Raw genomic sequence first — 22,125 nt, forward strand, 5'->3', positions numbered from 1 at the left:
CGCTCGGTTCGCGGGGCATCATACCCTAAAAGATCTGCTCCATCAAGCCGCGGAGGTGGTCGACCCGTACGAGCTCGATGCCCTCGGCCGCGGCGCCGCCCCGGAACTGCGTCCGCGGCAGGACGCATCGCGCAAAGCCCATGCGCGCCGCCTCGCGGATGCGGACCTCCATCCGGTTGATGCCGCGGATCTCGCCCGTGAGCCCCACCTCGCCGAAGACGACCGTCTTCGGGTCCACGGGCCGGTCGAGGAAGCTCGACGCGATGGCCGCCACGATCCCCATGTCCGCGGCCGGCTCGGAGAGCCGCACCCCGCCGGCCACGTTGACGAAGATGTCGTGGTTGCCCAGGTGCAGGCCGCCGATCTTGTCCAGGACCGCCACCAGCAGCGAGACGCGGTTCGCGTCGACGCCGATGGCCGTCCGCCGGGGCGTGCCGTAGCTCGTGCCGGCCACCAGGGCCTGGACCTCCACCAGGATGGGGCGGGTGCCCTCGATGGCCGCCACGACGACGGAACCGGCCATGCCCTCGGGGCGCTCCGTGAGGAAGTACTCCGAGGGGTTCGACACCTCCACGAGCCCCCGGTCTCGCATCTCGAAGACGCCGATCTCGTTGGTGGGGCCGAAGCGGTTCTTGATGCCCCGGATGATGCGGTAGGAGTGCCCCGTGTCGCCCTCGAAGTAGAGGACCGTGTCGACCATGTGCTCGAGGACCTTGGGGCCCGCGATGGAGCCGTCCTTCGTGACGTGCCCCACGAGGAAGACGGGAATGCCCGTCTTCTTGGAGAGGATGATGAGGCGCTCCGAGGCCTCCCGGACCTGCCCGACGCTGCCCGGCGCCGAGGAGAGCAGCGAGCTGTAGACGGTCTGGATGGAGTCGATGACGATGGCCTCGGGGGCCACGTCCTTGACGTAGCGCAGGATGTTCTCCAGGGCCACCTCGACGAGAACGTAGAGGCCCTTCGAGGCGGCCCCGATCCGGTCGGCCCGGAGCCGGATCTGGCTGGCCGACTCCTCGCCCGAGACGTAGAGGACCCGGCGCCCCCCCTCGGCGAGGCGGTGCAGGACCTGCAGCAGCAGCGTCGACTTGCCGATCCCCGGGTCCCCCCCCACGAGGATGGCCGACCCGGCCACGATGCCCCCGCCGAGGACCCGGTCCATCTCCGCAATCCCCGTCTTGATGCGGGCCTTCTCGTCGGCCTCCACGGTGTCGATCGGCCGGGGCTTTTCGCCCAGCTGGTACTCCGCCGGCACCCGGGGGTCTTTCGCTCCCACGGGCTCCTCGGCGAAGCGGTTCCACTCGCCGCAGCCGGGGCACTTCCCGACCCACTTGGGCGACTCGTAGCCGCAGTTCTGGCAGAAGAAGGCGGTTTTCTGCTGTTTTTTCATAACCCGGGGCTGAGGGCTCGAGGCGTGGGAACGGGCGTCTCGGTCGGCCCTTGACCTTTGGTCGTTTTCCTTTCGCCTTTTGCCAGTTTCTCGTATAGCTTTTTCCCCTTCCCGTCAACCTCAAAGGGCCTGACACGGGCTTCCGCACCCTCGAAAATTCTTGTCTATTGCGGTGTTTTCTGGTAAAGGGATTTTTTCGATTTCCGACGGAAAGGTGATTCCCGATGCCGCACAATCCCAACTTCAGCTCCGGCCCCTGCAGCAAGAGACCCGGTTGGACCCTCGACGGCCTGAAAGACGCCGCCCTGGGGCGCTCCCACCGCTCCGCGCTGGGCAAGGCCAAACTGGGCGAGGCGATCGCCCGCAGCAAGAAACTCCTCGGCGTCCCCGACGACTACCTGCTCGGGATCATGCCGGGCTCCGACACGGGCGCCTTCGAGGCGGCCATGTGGACGATGCTCGGCCCCCGGCCCGTCACCGTGCTCGTCTGGGAGAGCTTCAGCGGCGAGTGGGCCAAGGACGTCCAGAAGGAACTGAAACTCAATCCCACGGTCCTCGAGGCCCCCTACGGGAAGCTGCCCGACCTCAAGGCCGTGGACTGGAAGAGCGACGTCGTCTTCGTCGCCAACGGCACGACGAGCGGCGTGAAGATCCCGGACTGGGACTGGATCCCGGCCGACCGCGAGGGGCTCTCGATGTGCGACGCCACGAGCGCCGTCTTCGCCATGCCCGTCGACTGGTCCAAGGTGGACGTCCTGACCTACTCCTGGCAGAAGTGCCTGGGCGGCGAGGCGGCCCACGGGGTCCTGGTGCTCGGCCCCCGCGCCGTGGAGAGGATCGCGTCCTACGACCCGCCCTGGCCCCTGCCGAAGGTCTTCCGCCTGAAGAAGAAGGGCGCCGTGGACAAGGCCATCTTCGACGGCGACACGATCAACACGCCCTCGATGCTCTGCGTCGAGGACTACCTGGACGCCCTCGCATGGGCCGAGTCGATCGGCCTCGAGGGCCTCTTCAAGCGCAGCGAGGCGAACCTCAAGGTCGTCGAGGACTGGGTCGCGAAGCGCGACTGGATCGACTTCCTCGCCGAGGACAAGGCCACGCGCTCCAGCACGTCGGTCTGCCTCAAGGTCGTCAGCCCGGCGTTCCAGGTCATGGGCCAGAAGGAGCAGGGCGACTTCATCAAGGCCGTGGCGGGCCAGCTCAGCAAGGATGGCGCGGCCCACGACGTGAGCGCCTACCGCGACGCTCCCCCGGGGTTCCGCTTCTGGTGCGGGCCCACGATCGAGCCGGAGGACGTCCGGCACGCCCTCGACGCCCTGGAAAGGGTCTACCTGCAGAAGATGAAGTGATCCGCCGCGGACTGCGGCGCTGTCTTGCGAGGAACAACCGATGACGGCACAACGGAAAGGAAAGCAGACCATGAATGTGAAGAGGGTACTGATCAGCGATACGCTCTCCCCGGAGGGGATCGAGATCCTGAAGAACACGCCCGGCATCGAGGTGGACGTGCAGACGAGCCTCACGCCGGACGAGCTCAAGGGCATCATCAAGGACTACGACGGCCTCGCGATCCGCAGCGCCACGAAGGTCACCAAGGAGATCATCGAGAAGGCCGACAGGCTGAAGGTCGTGGGCCGGGCCGGCATCGGGGTGGACAACGTCGACGTCAACGCGGCCAGCAAGCGCGGCATCGTCGTCATGAACACCCCCGGCGGCAACACGATCACCACGGGCGAGCACACGATCGCCATGATGTTCGCCCTGGCGCGGCAGATCCCGCAGGCCACGGCCTCCATGAAGAGCGGCAAGTGGGAAAAGAACAAGTTCATGGGCAACGAGGTCTACAACAAGACCCTCGGCATCATCGGCATCGGCCGGGTGGGCACCATCGTCGCGGACCGCGCCCAGGGCCTCAAGATGAACGTCATCGCCTACGACCCCTTCCTGGCCCCCGAGACGGCCGAGAAGATGGGCGTCACGCTGGTCTCCCTGGACGAGCTGCTGAGGCGCTCGCACTTCATCTCCGTCCACACGCCGCTCACGAAGGACACGAAGAACCTGATCAACGCCGCGGCCATCGCGAAGATGCGCGACGGCGTCTTCATCGTCAACTGCGCCCGCGGCGGCATCGTCAACGAGAAGGACCTGCTCGACGCACTCAACTCGGGCAAGGTGGCCGGCGCGGCCCTCGACGTCTTCGAGGAGGAGCCCACGAAGAACCGGGAGCTGGTCAACCACCCCAACGTCATCTGCACGCCCCACCTCGGGGCGGCCACCGACGAGGCCCAGCGCAACGTGGCGATCGCCATCGCCGAGCAGATCGCCGACTTCCTGACGAAGGGCGAGATCCGCAACGCGATCAACTTCCCGTCGGTGAGCGCAGAGCTGCTCACCCACATCCAGCCCTACCTGACGCTCGCCGAGAAACTGGGCACCTTCGAGGCCCAGATCGTCAAGGGGGGCATCGAGGAGGTGTCCGTCGAGTACGCCGGCGACATCGTCAACTACAACGTGGCGCCGCTGACGATCGCGCTGCTCAAGGGGCTGCTCACGCCGATCCTGAACGCCAACATCAACTACATCAACGCCCCCTTCATCGCCAAGGAGCGCAACATCAAGGTCGTCGAGTCCAAGTCCAGCGAGGTGAAGGACTTCACGAGCATGATCTCCGTCACGATCAAGACGACGGAGGAGAAGAGCTTCGCCGCCGGGGCCATCTTCGGCAAGCAGGACCCCCGGATCGTGCGGATCGAGAAGTTCTCCATGGAGGTGATCCCCGAGGGCCACATGATCGTGCTCTACAACAACGACAAGCCCGGCGTCATCGGCAACATCGGCACCACCCTCGGCAACAACGGGATCAACATCGCCCGTTTCCAGCTGAGCCGGGAGCACGTGGACGGCAAGGCCCTCGTCGTGCTCACCACGGACACCGTGGTGCCGCCCGACATCCTGAAGAAGCTGCGGGAACTCCCCAACGTACTCTCCCTGACCCAGCTGGAGATGTGATCCGGCACGGAGGCGGCCCATGTCAAGCGTGATCGTCGTAGGGACCCAGTGGGGCGATGAAGGAAAGGGCAAGATCGTCGACCTCTACGCGGAAGACGCCGACGCCGTCGTGCGCTTCCAGGGCGGCAACAATGCGGGTCACACGATCGTGGTCAAGGGCAAGCAGACCATCCTGCACCTGATCCCCTCGGGGATCCTGCACGATCACAAGCTGTGCATCCTGGGCAACGGCATGGTGATCGACCCGAAGGTGCTGATCGAGGAGATTCAGTACCTGAAGAGGGAGAACGCCTTCCCGCCCAACACGAGGCTCGTGATCAGCGACCGGGCGCAGGTGATCATGCCCTACCACCGCCGCATCGACGCGGCGCGCGAGGCCGCCAAGGGCGCGGGCAGGATCGGGACGACCCAGCGAGGCATCGGGCCGGCCTACGAGGACAAGGTGGCCCGCACCGGCATCCGCATCTGCGACTTGCTCAACCGCGAGGTCTTCGCCGAGAAGCTCCGGCACAGCATCGAGGAGAAGAACTTCCTGCTCGCCAAGCTCTACGGCGAGCCGCCCCTGGACGAGGGGCCGATCCTGGACGAGTATGCGGGCTACGCCGAGATCCTGCGGCCCCACGTGGCGGACATCTCGCTTCTGCTCGACGAGGCGATCCGGCAGAAGAAGAAGATCCTCTTCGAGGGGGCCCAGGGCTGCCACCTCGACGTGGACTGCGGCACGTACCCCTTCGTTACGTCGTCGAACACCGTGGCCGGCAACGCCTGCTGCGGGGCCTCGGTGGGACCGACGAAGATCGACGCGGTCATCGGCATCGTCAAGGCCTACACGACCCGCGTGGGCGGCGGCCCCTTCGTCACGGAGCTCACCGACGAGATCGGCGAGCGGATCCAGCGGGTCGGGCAGGAGTTCGGCGCCACGACGGGGCGCAAGCGCCGCTGCGGCTGGCTCGACATGGTGCTGGTGCGCCAGTCCGCCCGGGTCTCGGGCCTCACGGGCCTGGCGATCACGAAGCTCGACGTGCTCACGGGCATCGACAAGCTCAGGATCTGCGTGGGCTACCGCACGGACGGCGGCGAGGAGTTCACCAAGTCCGTCCCTGCGGACCTGAGCGTCTTCGGCCGCTGCCGGCCCGTCTACATGGAGCTCGACGGCTGGACGGACGACATCCGCGGCGCCAAGCGGCTCGAGGACCTCCCCCGGAACACACGGCGCTACCTGGACACCCTCGAGAACCTCGCGGGCGTCGAGGTGGTCCTCGTGTCCGTCGGGGCCGACCGCAACGAGACGATCGTCACGGAGAACCCCTTCAGGCGATAAGAAACCGTGCAGCGCGGAGCGTGCGGGAAACAACGGGACGCCCGCTGCCCCGGCCCTGCATCCTGTCCCATGGCGTCTTCACGCGGCCTCGGCCGCCCGGGGGCCGTTAGCTCAGTCCGGTAGAGCAGCGGACTTTTAATCCGTTGGTCACGAGTTCGAATCTCGTACGGCCCACCAACAAATTTAAGGGTTTTCGGTACTTAGCCGAAAACCCTTTTTTTTCGTTTCTCGGCAAATCTCGGCAAATCTGACCTGTTTTGCGAGCAAAATGCGAGCACCCCCCAAAAGGGGGAATACACCTTTAGGAGGAGTTCGTATGATGCGTAAACATGGAACATGGTCAATGGTCATCGGCATCATCGCGGCGGCCCTTTTTCTGGTCCCCGGCCTCGCGCCGGCGGCCGAGAGCGGACCGTACATCGGAATCGGCGGAACCTTCGCAAAGCAGGATTTCGACACGGGAGACATCGACCGGGCCCTTTCCGGGACCGGCCTCTCGGCCGATTTCGGCGATACCTGGGGCCTCAACGTGAAGGCAGGCTACAAGTTCAACCGCTACGTCGCGGCCGAGCTTGCTTTCGATTATCTTCCCGGGTTCAAGTGGGACGTCGCGACGAGGGTCGGCGGGACGCCTCTCTCAGGGGAAATGACCGTGGACGTCACGGCCTGGACGCTCGCCTTCAAGCTCACGCCCTTTGATCTCCAGAGGGTCCGGCCCTACTTTATCATCGCCGGCGGGATCATGAACGCATCGGCCGATGTGTCAGCGTCGATTCCCGGCTATTCCGCCTCGGCCTCAGACGACGAAACCGACCTGTGCGGGAAGGTCGGCCTCGGCGTCGATATCCCTCTCACGGACAGGGTTTCCGTCGGCCTCGAGGGAGCCTATTGGGCCGGGTTCAACGACCTGGACAACATCCGGTTCTATACCGTGACGGTCGGCATGGCCTATCACTTCTAACGGATCATGCAGGGCATGGGGATCTCTGGAGAGGTCCTCATGCCCTCTTTATATGATCTTCTCGCCCTCGAAATAGGTGAGATCCGCCACGCCTGACAGGGTCTTGTCGCTGCCCGTGCCATGCTGGACGTAGAGCTCGAAATAGTCCGAGTCGCTCGTGACCTCGACCAGGGCCGATATGCCGATCCCCTGCCCGGCGGTGCCTCTCGAGACCCCGACAATCTGCTTCAGGATCGACCCGTTCTTGTAAATCATGAGATTCAACGACGCGCCATCGGCCATCGCGGTGTAGTAGATTCCCGCGGACAGGCGATAGACGCCCTTGACCCCAGGGACCCACCGATGATTCGAGAGGCTGAATTTCCCGAACGGATCGAGCGCCTTGGCCGCCCAGGTCACTTTCGTCGGCGTGCCGGCAGGGATGGTCTGGCCGGTCCCGTTCTTGTGTACGGAAAACGCAAGCTGATCGTGTCCGTAAGCCCACCGGTTCTGATGCGTGCTCTCGTCGAGGACCTTCGTCGTCGCCATCACCTGGCCGATCAGGTTGATGCACCCGGTGGATCCGTTCCGGAACCGGATCCCCGTCGAAATCGTCCCGGGATCCCCGACCACGATCCCGAAATAGGTATCCCAGGACGCAAACGTATCGAGGCCGACCGTCATCGTGACGCCGCTCTCGGCGATGATGTGCAGATTCCAGACGTTATTCGCGATCCCGGCCCCGGACGTCTGGCCGATCTGCACGCCGACGTTTCTCTGGTTGTGGACGAGCAGACAATCGACCCAGTTGGAATTGAATTCCCTGCCGCCGGCCGCATCGGTGACGAGGATCCCGTTCGAGCCGCTGACGTTGTTGCCCCGGATCTCGGAGAACACGAATTTGCAGTTCGTCGTCGAGGCATAGGCCTGGTCGAAAATGACGCCATAGGGGTTCGTCCCCCCGACCGTATCAATGAGGTCGATCTTCACGTTGCTCTGGACGATCCCGGTGACGGATTCGTGCGGGTCGGCGTTGGTCGGTTTGAACCGGACCGCCGCCGCATTGCCCCGGTAACGGATGGATCCGTTGATGACCAGGTTGCACCGCATGAGCGTGTCGACAAACAGCCCGTCGCCCGTCACGGCGGAGGTGAAGTCGATCAGGACGCCGTGCATGACGATCGAGTGCCGGTACAGCGACGGGAGCACGAGCCCCGTCGTGCAGGTGATGACGGAATCGTCGGACCCGCCGGTCTTGACGCCGCCGCCGAAAACGAAGAGATCGCAGCCGTGGAGGCGGGCATAATTGATCGCCTCCTGGAGCCCGTCGGTTGTCGAGGAGGATATGTCGATCGCCGAGCCGTCCGGAGCATAGACGGCCCATGTGCCGGAGCCGGTCCGGACCATCTTGACGTATCCGTCCCCGGTGGCCCCGAGCCCGAGCGTCGCCCGCGCCGCGGAGGCGTCCGCGTCGTCCAGGAGCGTCTTCATAAAGCTCGAGATCGTCACGCCGGGCGGCAGGGACAGCGTCGCCAGGTCGGGATCGAGCCCCATCGCAGACAATGCGTCGGCTACCGTCGTCCCGGAGGCCGCAAGGACGCCGGCCCAGTAATCGTTGACGGCCTGCATGGACAGGTCGGCCAGGTTCACGTTGTCGAACCCGTCGCCGCCGTCGTTCCACTTCAGGATCTTCCCGGGGTCCGGTACCGGCAGCGTCAGCCCCGTCACGCTTGAGGAAACCGGCAGGAGGATCGACCGCCCGATCCTCTCGGAGAGCTGCTGGATGAGCATGACGGCCCTGTCGTACCCCTCCTCGAGCGTGTCCGGGGGCATCGCGTCGCCGTGGACCAGGTCGATGAGCTGCGTCATGGCGAGCTCCCGATAGATCGTGAGAGTATAGCCCGATGCGGGAGGGGTCGCGGCGTATGAGCCTATGAGGGTAACGGTCCCGCCGGGGCCCGGGGCCGAGACCGAAACGGAATAGTCGACGTCGAGCGTGAGGATTGTTTCGGAGCCTGCCGGGCCGCCCAGGATAACCCGGAGGTCCGCCTTGTTGTACGCCTTGAAGGTGAAGGCAAAGACGGTGGTCACGCCGTCACATGCATAGGAAACCCGGTTGCTCGTCGTCGGTACGGTCATGCGTCTCACCTCCTGGTCACTTCGCCACGCCGGCCTTTTTCTCCTGGGTCCGCAGCCACCCCAGGCCGAGGAGCGAGCCCACGAGGCCCAGGATCTCCTCGACGTTGAAGATGAGGGGATAGGAAGGGATCTTCACGGCCTGGGGGTCCGCTGCATGCCAGAGCACGAGTCCGCATTGCAGGGCCCACACGCCGGACGCGATGATGGCCTGGGGAACATAGTAGACGCCCAGGGATGCCCCGCAGATCCACCCGATGAACGGCCTCCAGCCGGCCACGAAGACCGAGGAATGGCCCGCCTCGATCTTGTTGACCTCGACCTGGGCGTTTTGCGCCGCCGCCTCGATCTCCGCGAGGCGAAGCTCGACCTGGGCCTGCACGGCCGGGTCCACCCTGCCCGTGATGGCGCTCCGGATGTCCCGGGAGAGCTGCCCTAGGCCGCCGAGCGTCTCCCTGATGATGCTGCCGTCGATCTTGATGTCCGCGATTCCCATCCGTCAGCCCTCCTCCATGATCCTGATGAGCTCGGCCGCCCTCACCGGGACCTGCCTCGCCCACAGAGACTGCCTCATGTGGCCCGCCGCCCCCCTGAAGTCCCCCTGCTCGATGCAGCGCAGGGTGTTTTTCCACTTCCTCATGCCCTCGAGGCCCATGTTGAACACCATGTTGACCAGCACGCCCTTCCGGTTCTCGGACAGCTCGTCCCAGTTTCCGACAAGCGTCCTTGCACCGGCCTCCGCCTCGGCCCAGTCGTTTTCGAACAGGATGTCGGCCTCGGCCCTCGAGATCCCCTTGTCCTCGAGATTCCGGCCCCATCCGATCGTCAGCCTGCCTGCCGTGCAGCGGTACGGCTTGAGCCGCAGGCCCTCGTGCCTCTTCAGCAGCTCCTTGGCCTCCGTCATATCTCGTTGGCCCTCATCTTCTGATGCTCCGCCTTGTGTTCCCTGAGGCCCTGCACCAGGAAATCCAGGCACGTCTCGATCCGGGCCAGCCGTTCCCCGTTGGATGAAGAATCCTTCTCGAGCCTGGAGAGGCTCTGGATGATGCCGCCGTGCGTGTTAACGCAGGTGCTCTTGTCCTGCTTCTCCTCCTGCTGCTCGTCGATGCGCTTGTGCACCTTGTCCAGGCCCTCGTCGATTTTCCGGTCCAGCGAGGCCTGTCTGGAAAAAAGCCACCCGAAGATCGTCATCGTAGCCACCCCGACAATCGACCCCGCCGCCAGCAGCTGGGGCCACGTTACGTTCTCCATCCATCCGATCCTCCCCGTCAGAATGCGGGCCTTCTCGCCTCGGCCCGGCGGGTGCGCGCTTCCTGCACTTCCTGGGCGAGCTCCGGGAACTCTTCCAGGAGCTTCGCCTGGGCAAGCCGCCGCCAGCGCATGACGGCGCTCCGGATGAGGTAGGACCTGCCGCCCTCCTCGCCTTCGCTCTGCCGCTGGTAATCCTCGCCCTGCACAAGCTCCTCGAGGTAGTCCCTCAGGCCCCGGCCCTGGCCGTCCTTGGCCTCGTTGCCGGCCAGCTGCACGTAGCGGTCATATTGCTCGGGCGTGAGCTCCCGGCCGAAGACGTGCTTCGAGGGCATGCCCACCCGGATCCGGTTCCGGACGATCTCCTCGTCGATCTGCGAGCCGGCGCGCTTTGACGTGAAGACCGGCGAGACCATGTCCGGGCCCAGGGCGCCCGAGAGGACTACGGGCTCGCCCCAGAGGTTCCGCCGGGGCGGCAGCGATTCGCTCCAGGAGGGGATCCGGGCCTTGATCGCGTCGAGCATGGAATTGACCTCGCGCACCGTCGAGTCCTGGACCCGCGCGGCCTGGCCCACAATGCCGGGGACCAGGGAGCCGGCGAGCTTCTCGACGAACTTCTCCCCGTAGCGGTCGGGGTCCGAGACGGCCGTCACGAGATCGGCGATCCCGCGGACGTAGGTTTTCGACATGATGTTCTTCGCGATGGCCATGACCCCGCCGGCCACCAGCTTCTCGACGTCGTCGTCGGCGTCCGCTTCTTCGACCTGGTTGATGAGCTCCGCGATGTCGGCCGCGATCCCGATGAGGCCGCCCACGGGGTCCAGCCGGTTGTAGGAGTAGTAGGTGTCGCCGATCCTGATGGAGTGAGGCTGCCATCCCGTTCTCTGCAGCGCCTGGCGCATCTCCCGGTTCGACGGCCCCGAGCCCGTGATGTAGCCCGCCGCGGCCAGCGACCCCATCGTGGCCATCGTGAAGGTCCCCAGGGCGATCCGCGCCAGGGCGAGGTCCCGCTCGGCGCCGCCGGCCCGGATGTCGGCCAGTACGTTCCTGGACAGCAGGGCCAGGGGCGTCCGCTCGCCGACGAATTTCATGATGTTCGCCGGGGTGCGCACGAAGGGCACGAAGTACCGGATCCAGGGATTCATGACGGCGAGCCGCTGGAAGCCCTTTCCGAAATTGCCGAGGTCCTGCTGGAAGGTGAGGTAGCGGCCGGCATTGATGCCCGCGATCCGGAGATCCTCCGGCGGGTTGTCCAGGATCTCGAGAATCCTCTCCGCGAGCTTCTCGCCCTCGAGGCCCTCCTGGACGGCCTGACGGTAGGCCCGGGCGTGCAGCTCCATCCGGTAGCCGATCGCCTTGAAGAACTGGTCCTCTCCCTCGAGGAACTTCCCGGAGGTCCGCACGACCTCCCCGAGGCCGTCGACGGCCCGGGCGAGCAGCCCGCCCTCCTCGAGGGCGTCGGACGAGATCCGGCCGATCGCCTTCCCGAGGTAGGTCTGCTTCAGGTTCTCCGCCGTGATGGCCTTGCGATGGATGAGGTCGAACTTGTTGTAGAAGTCCTGCGGGCCGAGGCTCCGCGCCATCTCGTTCATGGCCCGGCTCAGGTCGATGAGATCCAGCCCAGAGACGCCCTCCTTGTTCAGGGCCTCTCCGACCAGCTTCCAGGCGTCCTTCATGCCCTCCGTGATCGCGTAGAGCATCCGCCCGGCCTCGCCCTCGGCGACGGCCCGGTCGCCCGTGAGTTTCGAGATCTTCCCGGCAAGCCACCGCTCCGGGATCTGCAGCAGCGCCGCGATCGTGTCGCCGATCACGTTGGCCGAGTGGCTCACGGGGTTCGACGTCAGGGCGTTGACGTAGGCCTCGAAGAGCATGTCCGGGCCCTTCGCCGCCTGGCGGACGAACTTCGAGACCTGCTCCGGGGTCCCGAGGTCCATCATCATCCGGGCCATATCCTTCGAGTAACCGACGCCACCGGCCTTCTGGATGATCTCCTGGAGCTGCTCCTGCATGCTCCGGTCGGCGCGGGCGACGATCTTGAAGGCGTTGAGGGCCCGGCCGGCCTCGGCTCGGAATTTGAAGTACTGGCTCTGGATCGCGTAGTGGACGGCAAACTGCTTCTGGAAGTTGTAGAGGTCCTCGTCGGTCGCCATGGGAGAGGCGGCGCGGGCCGCCAGTCTGGACAGTTCGGCCCCGCTCGACAGGTGCATCATCCGCATCGCCATGACCTCTTTTGCATCCAGAGCCCCGCCGCCGGTCATCTTGATGAGCCGCGCAGGCGAAATCCCCATCTCCTTCGCCAGGAGCTCCGTCTGCGCATGGGACTGATAACCCCTCGCCCTGAGCATCTCCTCGGGGAAGGAGGCGCTCATCCCGTCGATCGCGGCCCTGACGTCGTCGGGAGTCTCGATCCGGTTCCAGTTGATCTCGAGCTCGGGAACCTCGGCGAGGTTCATCCTGCGGTCCTTGAGAAAGGCGCTGGCGCGGGCCATGAAGTCATCCGGCAGCCGGACGGAAGGAGACTGCCCAGCCTTGTAGGCGGCGATTTCCTCCCCCACCTTGGCCGGGCGATAGTAGGCGCTTGCAGGCCTGCCCGCGATCCACCCCTGCATCGGGGTCACGATGTCGCGGAAGGTGGACCATCCCCGCTGCATGCGGGGATCGGCATAGGCCATGTCGGTCAAGGTGTTGTTGTAGATCAGGTTGTTGACCTGGGCATGGTCGAGGGACGGCGCGTCGTCCGTATAGCCCACCACGCGCGAGGCGCCGAATTCGCGGGTACGGCCGCGGATGTAATTCGAGGCTTCCTGGTAATTGTTCAGGAGCTTGTTGGGGACCTCCTGGATCGCCCGGATCCGGTTCCGGGCGTCCAGGTAGAGAAGGGTTGCAAATTCCCTGGGGGTCCTGAGGATCGCTCCGAGGCGGGCCAGGCTCTCTGAGCCCGACACCTCGATCCCGAGCAGGTGATGCTCCTTTTCGGGAGAAAGAAGCTCGTCGGTCCACCCGGCGGGCTTTTTCAGGTCGAGCACTTCCGGGATATGCGTTTCGGGATGGATGAATCCGTATTTCCCGGAGTCGATGACGACGTGGCCCTTGTACTCCGCGCCGGGGATCGCGAGTTTTTCCTGGATCTTTGCGAGCTTTTCCTTGAAAAGCCGCGAGAACTGGAGGTCCTGGGCCGAGGGCGACGGGGCGCCCCCGGGGTGATTGTGCAGCAAATAGAACCCGTCGGCCCCCAGCCGGCCGGCCCGGCTCTGGATCTCGTAGATGGCTTTCTCGGCCCGGAGCGGGAACGCGGCGAAGCCGGGCATCCGCGAGGTGTAGCCCTCGTGGCCGACGATCCGGTTTCCCTTGAGGTAGACGATGCGGAGGGTTTCGTAGCGGGGGTCCCGGTAGACCTGGGCGACGGCCGCCAGGTCCTCGGCCGTCTCTACGACTTGCCCTCGTAGATTGACGGAACCGGAGCGGATGAGGTCTCTTCGGATGCCGACGCCGAGGGTTTTGACGCCTCCAGCACGTTCCAGCGCTCCTCCGAAGGTGGCCACACCGCGCCCGAGGTCCTCGAGCTCGTCGAAGAGTTCCCGCCGGATGTGATATCTTCGGATGTCATCGGCGACGGCTGCGGGGTCTGGGGCCTTGAGGCCCGCCGCTTCGTGCGCTTTCTTGACGAGATCTTCGTTGACATACCACTTGCTCCAGTCTTCGAGCTGCCCCCGGAGGTCCTCGATCTTCGCGCGGACCGCCTCGGGGTCCTTGACGTTGACGCCGAGCTTTTTCGCCCGCTCGGGCCGCTTGGCCGCCCCCAGGACGGCGTTGAGGTCCTCCCGGAGGTCGCCGACGATCTTCGAGACGGCCTTCGCCAGGGTCTTCGCCCGCTCGATCGCCGAGTCGTCGAACCCGAACATGTCGGGCTGATCCGTCAGCGGGACCCTGGGCGCCGTCTTGAGGGCCTTGACGAAATGGCTGATCTCGTCATAGCCGGCCCTCCCGTTTTCCAATGCAAATTTTACTCCTGCCCGCTGGAGGGCTTCGTCTCCTGGGGCCGCGGCTGATACGGCCTCGGCTGCATCCGGGCTAATCTTGCGATTTCGGAATTGGGCATAAGTATCATCAGAGGCATGCGTGCCGATTGTAAATCCTCTGCCGACAAGGCCCTTCCGCTCGGAAAGTCCAGGATCGTAGCTCCCCCGGTTTTGCCGGAAGAATTCCGCGTGGTCATAGATCGTGCCCTTCCCTTCGAGGATATTGCTCTCGGCCGCAATCCTGCGGGCCGCGTTCACGTCGAAGCCGTCGGCTTCCCGGATGACCTGGGCGTTGACCTCCTTGACGCCAAGGCGCTTCGCGAGCTCGAGCCGATGGTGCCCGTTGGCCACATAAAGTTTACCGTCCCGGGATTCCCAGAGCAAGAGGTTTCCGGCCGCCAGGTCGTTCCATTCGCCGGACAGCTGTTTCTGGATCCCCTCGGCGTTGACGTCGAGCTTGAACTGCAGCGATTCGGGAATCGCCCCGATATCCTTGACGGCCACCCGATGCACCGGGAACCGGCCCGGGTCGAGCACGACACTCGCCTTGTCCGGCTTCACGTTCGGTTCGTGACCGACGAAGCTCCGCCCGAACACGTCCCAGAGGTCCTCGTACGCCGTCTCGACGGTTCCCCTGAGGGCCTTGCCCTCGCCCCCGAAGACGCCCATGTAGTCGGCTGCCGGCCCACGGTCCGGGGGCCGCATCTCCGGCCAGCCGTAAGGCTCCGGCCTGCCGGCGCGGCCGAAGCCCTCGATCTCGGCATCCAGGGTCCCGCCCAGGGTGCGGCCCTCGCCCCGCCCCGCGATGTCCATGTACTCCTCGGCAGGCCCGCGCCGGTAGCCGAAAACGTCTTCCCAATGCTCCCGGCCGGCGAGATCCGGAGGCTCCCGGCGTCCGAGGATGTTCCAGTAGTCGTTCACTTCAGCCGGGATCGTGCCCCGCGCCGTGAATCCCTCGCGGCCGAAGCCCGGCATCTCGTCGAAGGGAAGCCGGGGCTCTCTCGTCGTCCCGAAACCGCCCATCTCCTGCCAGAGATCGTCGCTGACTTCCCTCGAGATCGGGTCGAGTTTCTCACCGCCCAGGATCTTCTCCTTGATGGCCTGCCGGGCCTTGCGGATCGCCTCGGCCGAGGTCTTGATCCCGCGCTTCTCGAAGGCCCTGTAGACGGCTTTCTCCATCTTGTTCTCGACCGTGGCGCCGGAGAACAGACCGGCGAGCACATTGAAGGGGAGCGCGAGCCAGGGGCTCCGCTCCTCGACGCCCTCCGTCGCCATGCCGATCGGGTAGTCCATCACGGCGCCGGCCGCGCCCGATACGGCCCCCTGCCCTGCCGCCTTCCCGGCCGCCCGGGCCCCCTGCTGCAGGATCGTGAGTCCGGCCCGGCCCGCAAAACCGCCCGTGAAAGCCGTCGTCGGGTCGATCCAGGGGTCCTCGACGCCGCCGAGTTCCCTCTCGGCCTCCTTGTCCAGGGGCTTGCCGGCGCGCCGGGCCTGCTCCTGCATCATGCGGCGGAACTGCGCCGCCGCGTCGTCGCCGCCGAGGGGCCGCTGGACACTCCCCGCGGGGTGCTTCGCCAGGAGATCCTCGAGTTCCTCGTCCTCCGTCGAGAACTTCCGTGTCGCGAGATAGCGATCCTCGTAACTATCGACCGGCATCCGTCCTTTTCCCCTTGTCACTTTCGCTCAGGAGCTTTCCGGTTTCGAAATAGCCGCGGTAGAGCCGGAGGGCCCTGGCGGCCCGGCTGGCCTCGGTACGCGACAGGGTTCCCGCCCGGTACGATTCGGCGACCCATTTTTCGAGCATGTCCACATCCGCCGCGTCCACGGGCCTGCGGCCCCCCACCTTCGGCAGGGCGCTCGCCGGATCGAATCTCGCGTTGTAGACCTTCGCGATCGTGACGGCCGCGTTGAAGACGTCCTTGTCCCTGAGATCGCTCTCCTTGATGGCCTGGTTGAGCTGCCCCACGGCCGCGATGTACTGCGGCATGTTCTCGTGCCGCATGCTCTCCGGCGTGTCGCCGCCCAGGATGACGCTTTTCAGAAGCCCCGTCGCGAGGCCGTAATAGCTCTTTTCGCCCCCTGCCCCGCCCTCCTTGTTCTCGCGGTCGAGTATGCCCAGCAGGATGTTCTTGTCCTTCCAGGACACGCCGGAGAGCCGCCGAATCTGTTTGGCGGAGATGATCTCCCCCAATGCGATCCGCTCGTGGGCGTCGTAGAAGGCATAGGGCGAGCTGCGGTCCTCGCGGTGCTCGACATAGGCCCTGAGCTCCCGGGCCTCCTCGCGCCGGATGTTCCCCTGCATGAGCTCGCGGTCGATGTCTTCCGGCGTGAGCTTGTCGAGGTTCTGGAGGAGCTCGCGGGCGCGTTGCTCCGAGGCCCGCCGGATCTGGTTGTCCTTGATCTGCTCGATCCGTTCGTCCTCGTCGATCCTGCTTCTCCAGGCGGCATCGGCCTTGCGGACGAGCTCGTCGCGCCTCAGAGGGGGGATGTTCGGCAGGAAATCGGCCTCCCGCAGCCGGATCTTCGCCGCGGCGGGATCCCGGTCGATCAGCAGGTTCGCCTTGTGCTCCTCGTGCTTGCCGACGAAGTCCGTGACCTCCTTCTGGACTTCCTGGGCCGTGTAGATCCCGGTGCGCTGCGCGGCCCGGAGCCGGCTGATGTAGCCGTCGATCATCTCCTGCTGCTCGGCCTCGGTCCCGGCCGCCTGGACCCTCTGCAGGGTGAGGTCCCGGTCCTCGGCGAGGCTTGCCCGGTGGAAGTCGCGCCGCTTCGCTTGGTAGAGGTCGTTGTACTTCCGGTGTCCCGCCTCCTGGAGTTGCCCGTGCTCGCGTTCCATGAGCGCGCGGAGCTGCGGGTCCTCGATCTCCTCGAGGTACTTCTCGATCCGCTCCCTGGCGTCATCGAGGCCCCGGAATTTCCCCGCCTGGACGTCTTCGAAGGGGGTGTTCTCGAGTCCCGTCACGGCGTCGTCGTACAGGCGGCTCGCCCAGGTCCTGAAGCGGGCATAGGCAACGAGACGGTCGGCGTCCCGCTGCTTCTCGACCTCCTTCATGCCGTACTCGTGGATCTTCCCGCCTGCCTCCTGGAGGCCCCGGGAAGCCCTGGAAAGGGATGAATAGTCGAGCTTCATCGTCCGCTCCTAGTAGGGGGTGCCCCGGCCGAACGTCGGGTCTCCGGGTGCGTACCCGCCCCAGTTCCAGTCGCTCGAGGGAGCCGGGGTCTTCGCCTTTCCCAGTGTTCCCGCCGCCATCGCAAGCGTCCCGAGCCCGCGCAGGTAGCCGCCGATCTTCGCCTCCTTCGCCCCGCGCCGGTAGATGGAAGCCTGCACGCCGTACATCGGCGCCTCGGCCTCGAGGAGCTTCGCCTTGTCCAGGCGGATCGTACCTTCCCGGCTTTTCTCCCATGACTTGAGGCCCGCCTCGTAACGAATGAGTTCCCGATCGTATTCCGCCCTGGCGGCTTCGTCGCCCAGATATTCCAGGGGAGACCCTGTGAATGACACGCCGGCGCGCGCCAGTCTCGCCCGGTGCTCCCCGAGGATCTTCTCCGCCTTCTCGCGCTGGAGATTCACCTGGATCTCGCCCTTGCGCTTCTCGATGTCGGCCTCGGTCATGTTCATCTCGGCCTGCTGCCGCTCGACCTCGGCCTGGCGCAGGGCGAGTTGGCCTTCGCGTTCCGCCTCCTCGGCCTGCTTCTTGAGGATTGCGGACTGCGTGAGGCCCTCGCGGACCTGGCCATAGGCAAGAAGAGATGCCCCGGCCATCGCTACGACGACTTCCACGGCACAACCCTCCCGCACATGTAGTAGTCCTCGCCGTCGGGCCCGTAGCGCTGCATGAGGCCCTCGACCTTGAAGCCGAGCACGTGCAGCAGCGCCACAGCCCGGTCGTCGCCCCGCCGGGCCGTGGCCTGGATCCGCCGCAGACCGTGCTTCCCGATGGCCTCGGCGATGCACTTCTTCAGGGCCTTGACGACGGCCAGCGGGCACTCCGATACCCGCTTCGACATGAGTGTCCAGGCCTCCCCGACGCCGGGCCAGAGAATGACGACGCCGCCGCTCATGACCGGCCGGCCGTCCTGCAGGAGCGTCCATGCGGGCCCCCATTGCCTGTACCGGCCCAGGAGCTCCCGGTATCCCGGACCGTAGCCCCGGACGGCGCCCGGGTCCCGGAGCTCCATGCCGTCGAAGTGCTCCGGCTCGAAGGGAACGATCTCGGTCATTTGCCGCCCTTCCCCTTGTGCTTGAAGTACTCGACCTGCAGCAGGCGCTTCTCGGCGGCCTTCCGCGTCGGCAGCACCTTCGAGAGGTTCCTGCCGGACTCGCTCTTCACGATGAAGCCGCCCTTGACCGGAACGATCAACCCTTCACCCTCTCCCCGATCTTCTGGATGAGGCCGTCGTACTTGCCCTTCCACTCGGCGGCCTTCTCCTCGGCCTTCTTCGCATTGTTCCGGTACACCAGGCCGCCGGCGACGAACCCGGCGACCGCTACAGCCGCAATAACGATGACTTGCTCCATGGTTCGATCTCCTTTCCTATCGGTCCTCGGTCGTGAACCGGGGCATCAGGCAAAGCACCGTCATCGGCAGGGGCCTGTCCTGCCGGATACGGATGCGCCCGTAATCTGAAAAGCCGCCCCGGAACGCCACCATGTAATCCCCGGTGAACAGCGGCGGCGGGAAGCCCATCCGGTCGTCCGCCGTGCGGGTGATGATCTCGTCGAGCTCGCTTTCGCTCGGCCCGACCCGGCCGCCGAGGGTCTCGTAGAGCTTGATTGCGACCTCGTGGATCCGCTTCTTCTTGCCCTGGGCCGTCCCCTCCATGGCGCCGGCCTCGAGATCCATCGGCTCGAGGTCAGAGACATAGGGCAGACCGACATGCACGACCGACGCGGCCTGCGGCAGCGTGACGGTCCCGGATTGCGAAACCGCCTGGTTCGGCACGACGGCCCCGTCGGCCAGGATCGAGACGGTCTCGCCGGCCAGGTGCTCCAGGCCCGAGATCGTCGTAGCCGGCGCCCCGTCGTAGGTGAGGCCGCAATCGACGAAGAAGGCCCATTGCGGCTCCGCCGCGCCTCCCCAGTCAAACTCGGTGAGGATCTCGACATACCGCCTGACGGAACCGTTGACGGTCCGCTTGACGACCATCCAGAGCTCATCCTGCCAGGATCCGGGGATCACGCAGACGCTCTCGACCTCGCCGGCCGTCGGATGCCGGTGCCAGCCGACGACGTCCTGGTCCTTCTCGTAGGTCATGCCCAGCAGCACCCCGTCGGAACGAACGGCCCAGGCGATCGGGTACGGGCTTGCCATGAAGGCCCACTCGACGAGGCCGCCGCGCGTGACGTGCTCGGCCAGCAGCGTGAGATCCGTCCCGACGTAGCCGTCGATCTCGAACCGGTAGGAAAGCTCGCGGACCTTCTCCCCGTAGTTTGAAGGGATGCCGAGCCGCTGGACGAACAGAACCGAGTTGCGGAGGTTGATCGGCTGGATGTCCGCCGACCCGTAGGCCGATTGCTGCGTGATCTTGATGTTTTCGGGCTTGATCGGCTGGTCGGCGTCCTGGGGGCCCAGGCGCCATTCGCCGTTGACCGTACCCACGATGAGGCTGCCCATGGAGGAGAGCCAGCGGATCGTGTTGACGCGCTCCGAGGCGATCCGGTAGGAGAGGCCGTCGTCGGCGTTTGTGCCCGGCGCCATGTTCTCGTAATCGGCGACGACGCTGCGCCACACGGTCTGCGGGTCGGCCGCCGTGGCCGCGAGCCACAGGCTTTGCTCGTGGAAGGCGATTGCCGCAGGCCAGCCGTTCTTCGTCGAGAAGGCCCCTTCCCGCCAGTGGGGCGTCGCCTTGGTCCCGCCGAGCTCCTTCCTGACCGTTGCGGCAGCCGTCGTTGCGTTCGTGACGGCCGTGATCTGGACATAACCCCACGTCTCACCGTGCCGGAGCCGGAAGCAGGCCCCGACGTGGCCCGCCTCGAACAGGCTCGCCGAAGCTGAAAGCGTGATGGACCCGGAGGCCGCCGAGGGCGTCAGGAGGATCGTGTCGATCTTGTGAATCTCGACCCTGTCGATGTACCAGGTCCCCGAGGTTCCCGTCGCGTTGGTGATCTGAACATAGGCTCCGGAGCCCCCGGCCGTCTCCTGATAGTAGTGCTCGTATTCGGTCCATTCGTTCTTCGGGACCGACGAGACGTTCTCCGTGAAGATAAACCCGCTGTCGTCCCCTTTCCGGATCGCGTACTTGACGTTCGCCTGGTCGGTGAATACCCGGAAGCGAAGGCGGTAGATCGCGCCCGTCTCGGAGGTCCAGGTCCCCGATTTGATCCCCTCGTCCGCCGCATCGACGGTGAATTTCCGGGAATAGCCGCCGTGATAGGCCCGGTCGGCGCTGCGCTCCTGCACCGTCGGGGTCCCGACGCCCGCCCATCCGGTGTTCTCCTCCATGTCCCCGTCGGGGCAGAGCTGGCCGCCGAGCTCCTCCAGCGTGTTCTCGTCCCGGTAGGGCCCGTCGATGAACGTGATTTCCGAGAGCGTCCAGGCCGTGTGCCCCGTGCGGGTCAGCTTCCGGGGCTTGTGGGATGGATGCACGATGTACATCGTGTCGGCGTCCTGGACGAACTTGAGCCCCGGCAGGTCCGCCTCGGCATAGGGAGAGGAGATCTCATAGGGGGATCCGCCGTCGACGATCTGCCCCTGGTCCTTGTAGAAACGGATGTACCGGTCCCCGAATTCCAGGACGTAGGCCTGCGTGACGGAGAACTCGAAGGGGATGAGCCGTGCCTTCTTGTCCGAGGCCTTCAGCTCGGCGATGAAGTACGTCCCGGGCCGCCTCCGGGCCGGGCCGTGGACCAGGGGGATGAAGTTCTGCATGACCCGGCAGCCGTTGGCGTACTTGCCCACGTCGACGCGGCCGTAGAGCTGCGGCGAGAGTTCGCCGGCGTTGAAGGACGTGATGATGGGCGACACCCGGGGCATTCAGAACCTCGCGTTGATGAACGTGTCCACCTCGATCTCGTCCGGCGTGCCTTCCTGGGCATCCACCGTGACGGCCTCGAGGAGCTTCTGCTCGTAGAGCTTCCACATGTTCGCCTGCAGCGTCGGCGAATTGGCCATCGGGTAGGCCAGTTCCGCCGCCAGCCGGGCCGCCACCGCGCTCACCAGGAGCGGATCCATCTCCGCCGGCACGATCCGGGCGATGTAGAGGATTTTCGCCGCCGCCTCGTCGGTCAGGAGCTTCCGGCCCTCGACCTTGTAGCGGATCGACTTCTCCGTCATCTGCAGGACGCGCAGGCAATAGGGTTCCTGGGGCAGGGCGAAGGCGTAGCTGAAACCGAAAGAGGGGGTTTCGGTCAGCCGCGCCAGGCTCGCCCTCCGGATAGCGCAGTTCCAGGGGTAGGCCCGGAGCGTCTCGTCGATGGCCTGCTGCAGGTAGACGCTGCTCTTGCGGGCCCCCTCGCTGCTCTCGTTGAGCGACTGGATCGTCTTGTGCCCGATCGACGTGAGCGCCAGGTTGCAGATGTCGACTTCCGATGCCATCTCGCCCTCCGCGGTTCAGGGGGTTGGGGCCGGGGGAAAGGAGGGAAACCCCCGGCCCTCTCGTTGCGCCCGATCAGTTCGGGGCCGCCTTGTACCACACGATCTGGACCTTGCCGGTGGCCGCGCCGCCGCCGGTCTTGATGAAGATGACCGTGTCGGCGGGCGCCTTGTAGCCGAAGCCGGCGCCGGCCTCCTTCCCGACGATGTTGCCCGCCGAGGAGGCCGACTGCGCCGCCATGTAGCGGGCATCATTCCCGGCGTCGCCGACCTGGAGCGTGACGCCGGTCCCCAGGGCCGCGTTGACGATCTCGCAGCCGAGATACACCTCTCCCTTGCGAAGGACGCCGACGTTGACGATCGTCCCGGCGGACTGGCCGGAGAAGGTGAACTCGTCGTAGATCGCCCGGTTCTTCCCGCCCCACTCGGCCCCGAGCTGGTCTCTCATGCCGGGGGCGAGGCTCTTTGCGTAGTTGAGTCCGTCAGCCATTTCATATCCTCCTGTGATGCTGTGAAGGGGACCCCGGAGGATC

18 protein-coding genes and 1 tRNA gene are annotated in these 22,125 nt (G+C 65.7%); 5 read left to right on the top strand and 14 right to left on the bottom strand.

The annotated features are described in order from the left end of the window. Positions 1–25: 25 nt before the first annotated feature. On the bottom strand, positions 26–1,387 hold the full coding sequence (radA, locus tag HPY67_03690) for a DNA repair protein RadA (protein NPV03816.1): 1,362 nt from the start codon (positions 1,385–1,387) through the stop codon (positions 26–28). Between the two features lie 224 nt (positions 1,388–1,611). On the opposite strand from radA, the gene HPY67_03695 reads away from it, so the two are divergent. The 5 genes from HPY67_03695 (at position 1,612) to HPY67_03715 (ending at position 6,678) form a co-directional block, all read left to right on the top strand. Next, positions 1,612–2,736: a phosphoserine transaminase gene (locus HPY67_03695; protein NPV03817.1), complete on the top strand. Its 1,125-nt coding sequence runs from the start codon at positions 1,612–1,614 to the stop codon at positions 2,734–2,736. Positions 2,737–2,806: 70 nt separating this feature from the next. Beyond that, positions 2,807–4,396 carry a phosphoglycerate dehydrogenase gene (locus HPY67_03700; protein ID NPV03818.1) on the top strand — a complete coding sequence of 530 codons (1,590 nt, stop codon included), beginning with the start codon at positions 2,807–2,809 and terminating at the stop codon, positions 4,394–4,396. 19 nt (positions 4,397–4,415) lie between these two features. Next, the gene (locus tag HPY67_03705) at positions 4,416–5,717 is read left to right on the top strand and encodes an adenylosuccinate synthase (protein NPV03819.1); all 1,302 of its coding nucleotides are present in this window, start codon (positions 4,416–4,418) and stop codon (positions 5,715–5,717) included. A gap of 100 nt (positions 5,718–5,817) precedes the next feature. Continuing rightward, positions 5,818–5,894: transfer RNA gene (locus tag HPY67_03710), tRNA-Lys, on the top strand. A gap of 139 nt (positions 5,895–6,033) precedes the next feature. Beyond that, the gene (locus tag HPY67_03715; GenBank protein ID NPV03820.1) at positions 6,034–6,678 is read left to right on the top strand and encodes a porin family protein; all 645 of its coding nucleotides are present in this window, start codon (positions 6,034–6,036) and stop codon (positions 6,676–6,678) included. Positions 6,679–6,726: 48 nt separating this feature from the next. Here the strand turns inward: HPY67_03715 and HPY67_03720 are convergent, their stop codons facing one another. The 13 genes from HPY67_03720 to HPY67_03780 form a co-directional block, all read right to left on the bottom strand. Further along, positions 6,727–8,796 (bottom strand): hypothetical protein, encoded by a 2,070-nt coding sequence (locus HPY67_03720; GenBank protein ID NPV03821.1) that lies wholly within the window; start codon positions 8,794–8,796, stop codon positions 6,727–6,729. Positions 8,797–8,812: 16 nt separating this feature from the next. Beyond that, entirely contained in the window at positions 8,813–9,289 is a 477-nt protein-coding gene (locus HPY67_03725) for a hypothetical protein (GenBank protein NPV03822.1), read from the bottom strand. Positions 9,290–9,292: 3 nt separating this feature from the next. After that, on the bottom strand, positions 9,293–9,697 hold the full coding sequence (locus HPY67_03730; protein NPV03823.1) for a glycoside hydrolase family protein: 405 nt from the start codon (positions 9,695–9,697) through the stop codon (positions 9,293–9,295). Beyond that, positions 9,694–10,044, bottom strand: a complete 351-nt coding sequence (locus tag HPY67_03735) for a hypothetical protein (GenBank protein NPV03824.1) — start codon at positions 10,042–10,044, stop codon at positions 9,694–9,696. The genes HPY67_03730 and HPY67_03735 overlap by 4 nt, the downstream gene beginning before the upstream one ends. Positions 10,045–10,061: 17 nt before the next feature. After that, a complete protein-coding gene (locus tag HPY67_03740; protein ID NPV03825.1) occupies positions 10,062–15,716 on the bottom strand; it encodes a hypothetical protein in 5,655 nt (1,884 codons plus the stop codon). Next, positions 15,703–17,190, bottom strand: a complete 1,488-nt coding sequence (locus tag HPY67_03745) for a hypothetical protein (GenBank protein NPV03826.1) — start codon at positions 17,188–17,190, stop codon at positions 15,703–15,705. Before HPY67_03745 ends, HPY67_03740 begins: the two co-directional genes overlap by 14 nt. 9 nt (positions 17,191–17,199) lie before the next feature. Then, positions 17,200–17,841, bottom strand: coding sequence for a hypothetical protein (locus HPY67_03750; protein NPV03827.1), 642 nt, complete (start codon positions 17,839–17,841; stop codon positions 17,200–17,202). Continuing rightward, on the bottom strand, positions 17,826–18,281 hold the full coding sequence (locus tag HPY67_03755; GenBank protein ID NPV03828.1) for a hypothetical protein: 456 nt from the start codon (positions 18,279–18,281) through the stop codon (positions 17,826–17,828). The genes HPY67_03750 and HPY67_03755 overlap by 16 nt, the downstream gene beginning before the upstream one ends. Next, on the bottom strand, positions 18,278–18,421 hold the full coding sequence (locus HPY67_03760; protein ID NPV03829.1) for a hypothetical protein: 144 nt from the start codon (positions 18,419–18,421) through the stop codon (positions 18,278–18,280). The genes HPY67_03755 and HPY67_03760 overlap by 4 nt, the downstream gene beginning before the upstream one ends. Beyond that, a complete protein-coding gene (locus HPY67_03765) occupies positions 18,418–18,579 on the bottom strand; it encodes a hypothetical protein (protein NPV03830.1) in 162 nt (53 codons plus the stop codon). The genes HPY67_03760 and HPY67_03765 overlap by 4 nt, the downstream gene beginning before the upstream one ends. 16 nt (positions 18,580–18,595) lie before the next feature. Further along, positions 18,596–21,034 (bottom strand): hypothetical protein, encoded by a 2,439-nt coding sequence (locus HPY67_03770; GenBank protein NPV03831.1) that lies wholly within the window; start codon positions 21,032–21,034, stop codon positions 18,596–18,598. Beyond that, positions 21,035–21,595 carry a hypothetical protein gene (locus HPY67_03775; protein ID NPV03832.1) on the bottom strand — a complete coding sequence of 187 codons (561 nt, stop codon included), beginning with the start codon at positions 21,593–21,595 and terminating at the stop codon, positions 21,035–21,037. It abuts the gene before it with no gap. Between the two features lie 73 nt (positions 21,596–21,668). Next, positions 21,669–22,082 (bottom strand): hypothetical protein, encoded by a 414-nt coding sequence (locus HPY67_03780; protein ID NPV03833.1) that lies wholly within the window; start codon positions 22,080–22,082, stop codon positions 21,669–21,671. Between the last annotated feature and the right edge of the window lie 43 nt (positions 22,083–22,125).

Source organism: Syntrophaceae bacterium (assembly GCA_013177795.1).
Classification (GTDB): Bacteria; Desulfobacterota; Syntrophia; order Syntrophales; family UBA2192; genus UBA2192.

Excerpts from the sequence above, each read along its gene's own strand:
- HPY67_03780 (NPV03833.1), bottom strand. The coding sequence starts at position 22,082 with ATGGCTGACGGACTCAACTACGCAAAGAGCCTCGCCCCCGGCATGAGA.
- HPY67_03735 (NPV03824.1), bottom strand. The coding sequence starts at position 10,044 with ATGGAGAACGTAACGTGGCCCCAGCTGCTGGCGGCGGGGTCGATTGTC.
- HPY67_03705 (NPV03819.1), top strand. The coding sequence starts at position 4,416 with ATGTCAAGCGTGATCGTCGTAGGGACCCAGTGGGGCGATGAAGGAAAG.
- radA (NPV03816.1), bottom strand. The coding sequence starts at position 1,387 with ATGAAAAAACAGCAGAAAACCGCCTTCTTCTGCCAGAACTGCGGCTAC.
- HPY67_03725 (NPV03822.1), bottom strand. The coding sequence starts at position 9,289 with ATGGGAATCGCGGACATCAAGATCGACGGCAGCATCATCAGGGAGACG.
- HPY67_03730 (NPV03823.1), bottom strand. The coding sequence starts at position 9,697 with ATGACGGAGGCCAAGGAGCTGCTGAAGAGGCACGAGGGCCTGCGGCTC.
- HPY67_03770 (NPV03831.1), bottom strand. The coding sequence starts at position 21,034 with ATGCCCCGGGTGTCGCCCATCATCACGTCCTTCAACGCCGGCGAACTC.
- HPY67_03775 (NPV03832.1), bottom strand. The coding sequence starts at position 21,595 with ATGGCATCGGAAGTCGACATCTGCAACCTGGCGCTCACGTCGATCGGG.
- HPY67_03715 (NPV03820.1), top strand. The coding sequence starts at position 6,034 with ATGATGCGTAAACATGGAACATGGTCAATGGTCATCGGCATCATCGCG.
- HPY67_03720 (NPV03821.1), bottom strand. The coding sequence starts at position 8,796 with ATGACCGTACCGACGACGAGCAACCGGGTTTCCTATGCATGTGACGGC.
- HPY67_03740 (NPV03825.1), bottom strand. The coding sequence starts at position 15,716 with ATGCCGGTCGATAGTTACGAGGATCGCTATCTCGCGACACGGAAGTTC.
- HPY67_03755 (NPV03828.1), bottom strand. The coding sequence starts at position 18,281 with ATGACCGAGATCGTTCCCTTCGAGCCGGAGCACTTCGACGGCATGGAG.
- HPY67_03745 (NPV03826.1), bottom strand. The coding sequence starts at position 17,190 with ATGAAGCTCGACTATTCATCCCTTTCCAGGGCTTCCCGGGGCCTCCAG.
- HPY67_03700 (NPV03818.1), top strand. The coding sequence starts at position 2,807 with ATGAATGTGAAGAGGGTACTGATCAGCGATACGCTCTCCCCGGAGGGG.
- HPY67_03765 (NPV03830.1), bottom strand. The coding sequence starts at position 18,579 with ATGGAGCAAGTCATCGTTATTGCGGCTGTAGCGGTCGCCGGGTTCGTC.
- HPY67_03695 (NPV03817.1), top strand. The coding sequence starts at position 1,612 with ATGCCGCACAATCCCAACTTCAGCTCCGGCCCCTGCAGCAAGAGACCC.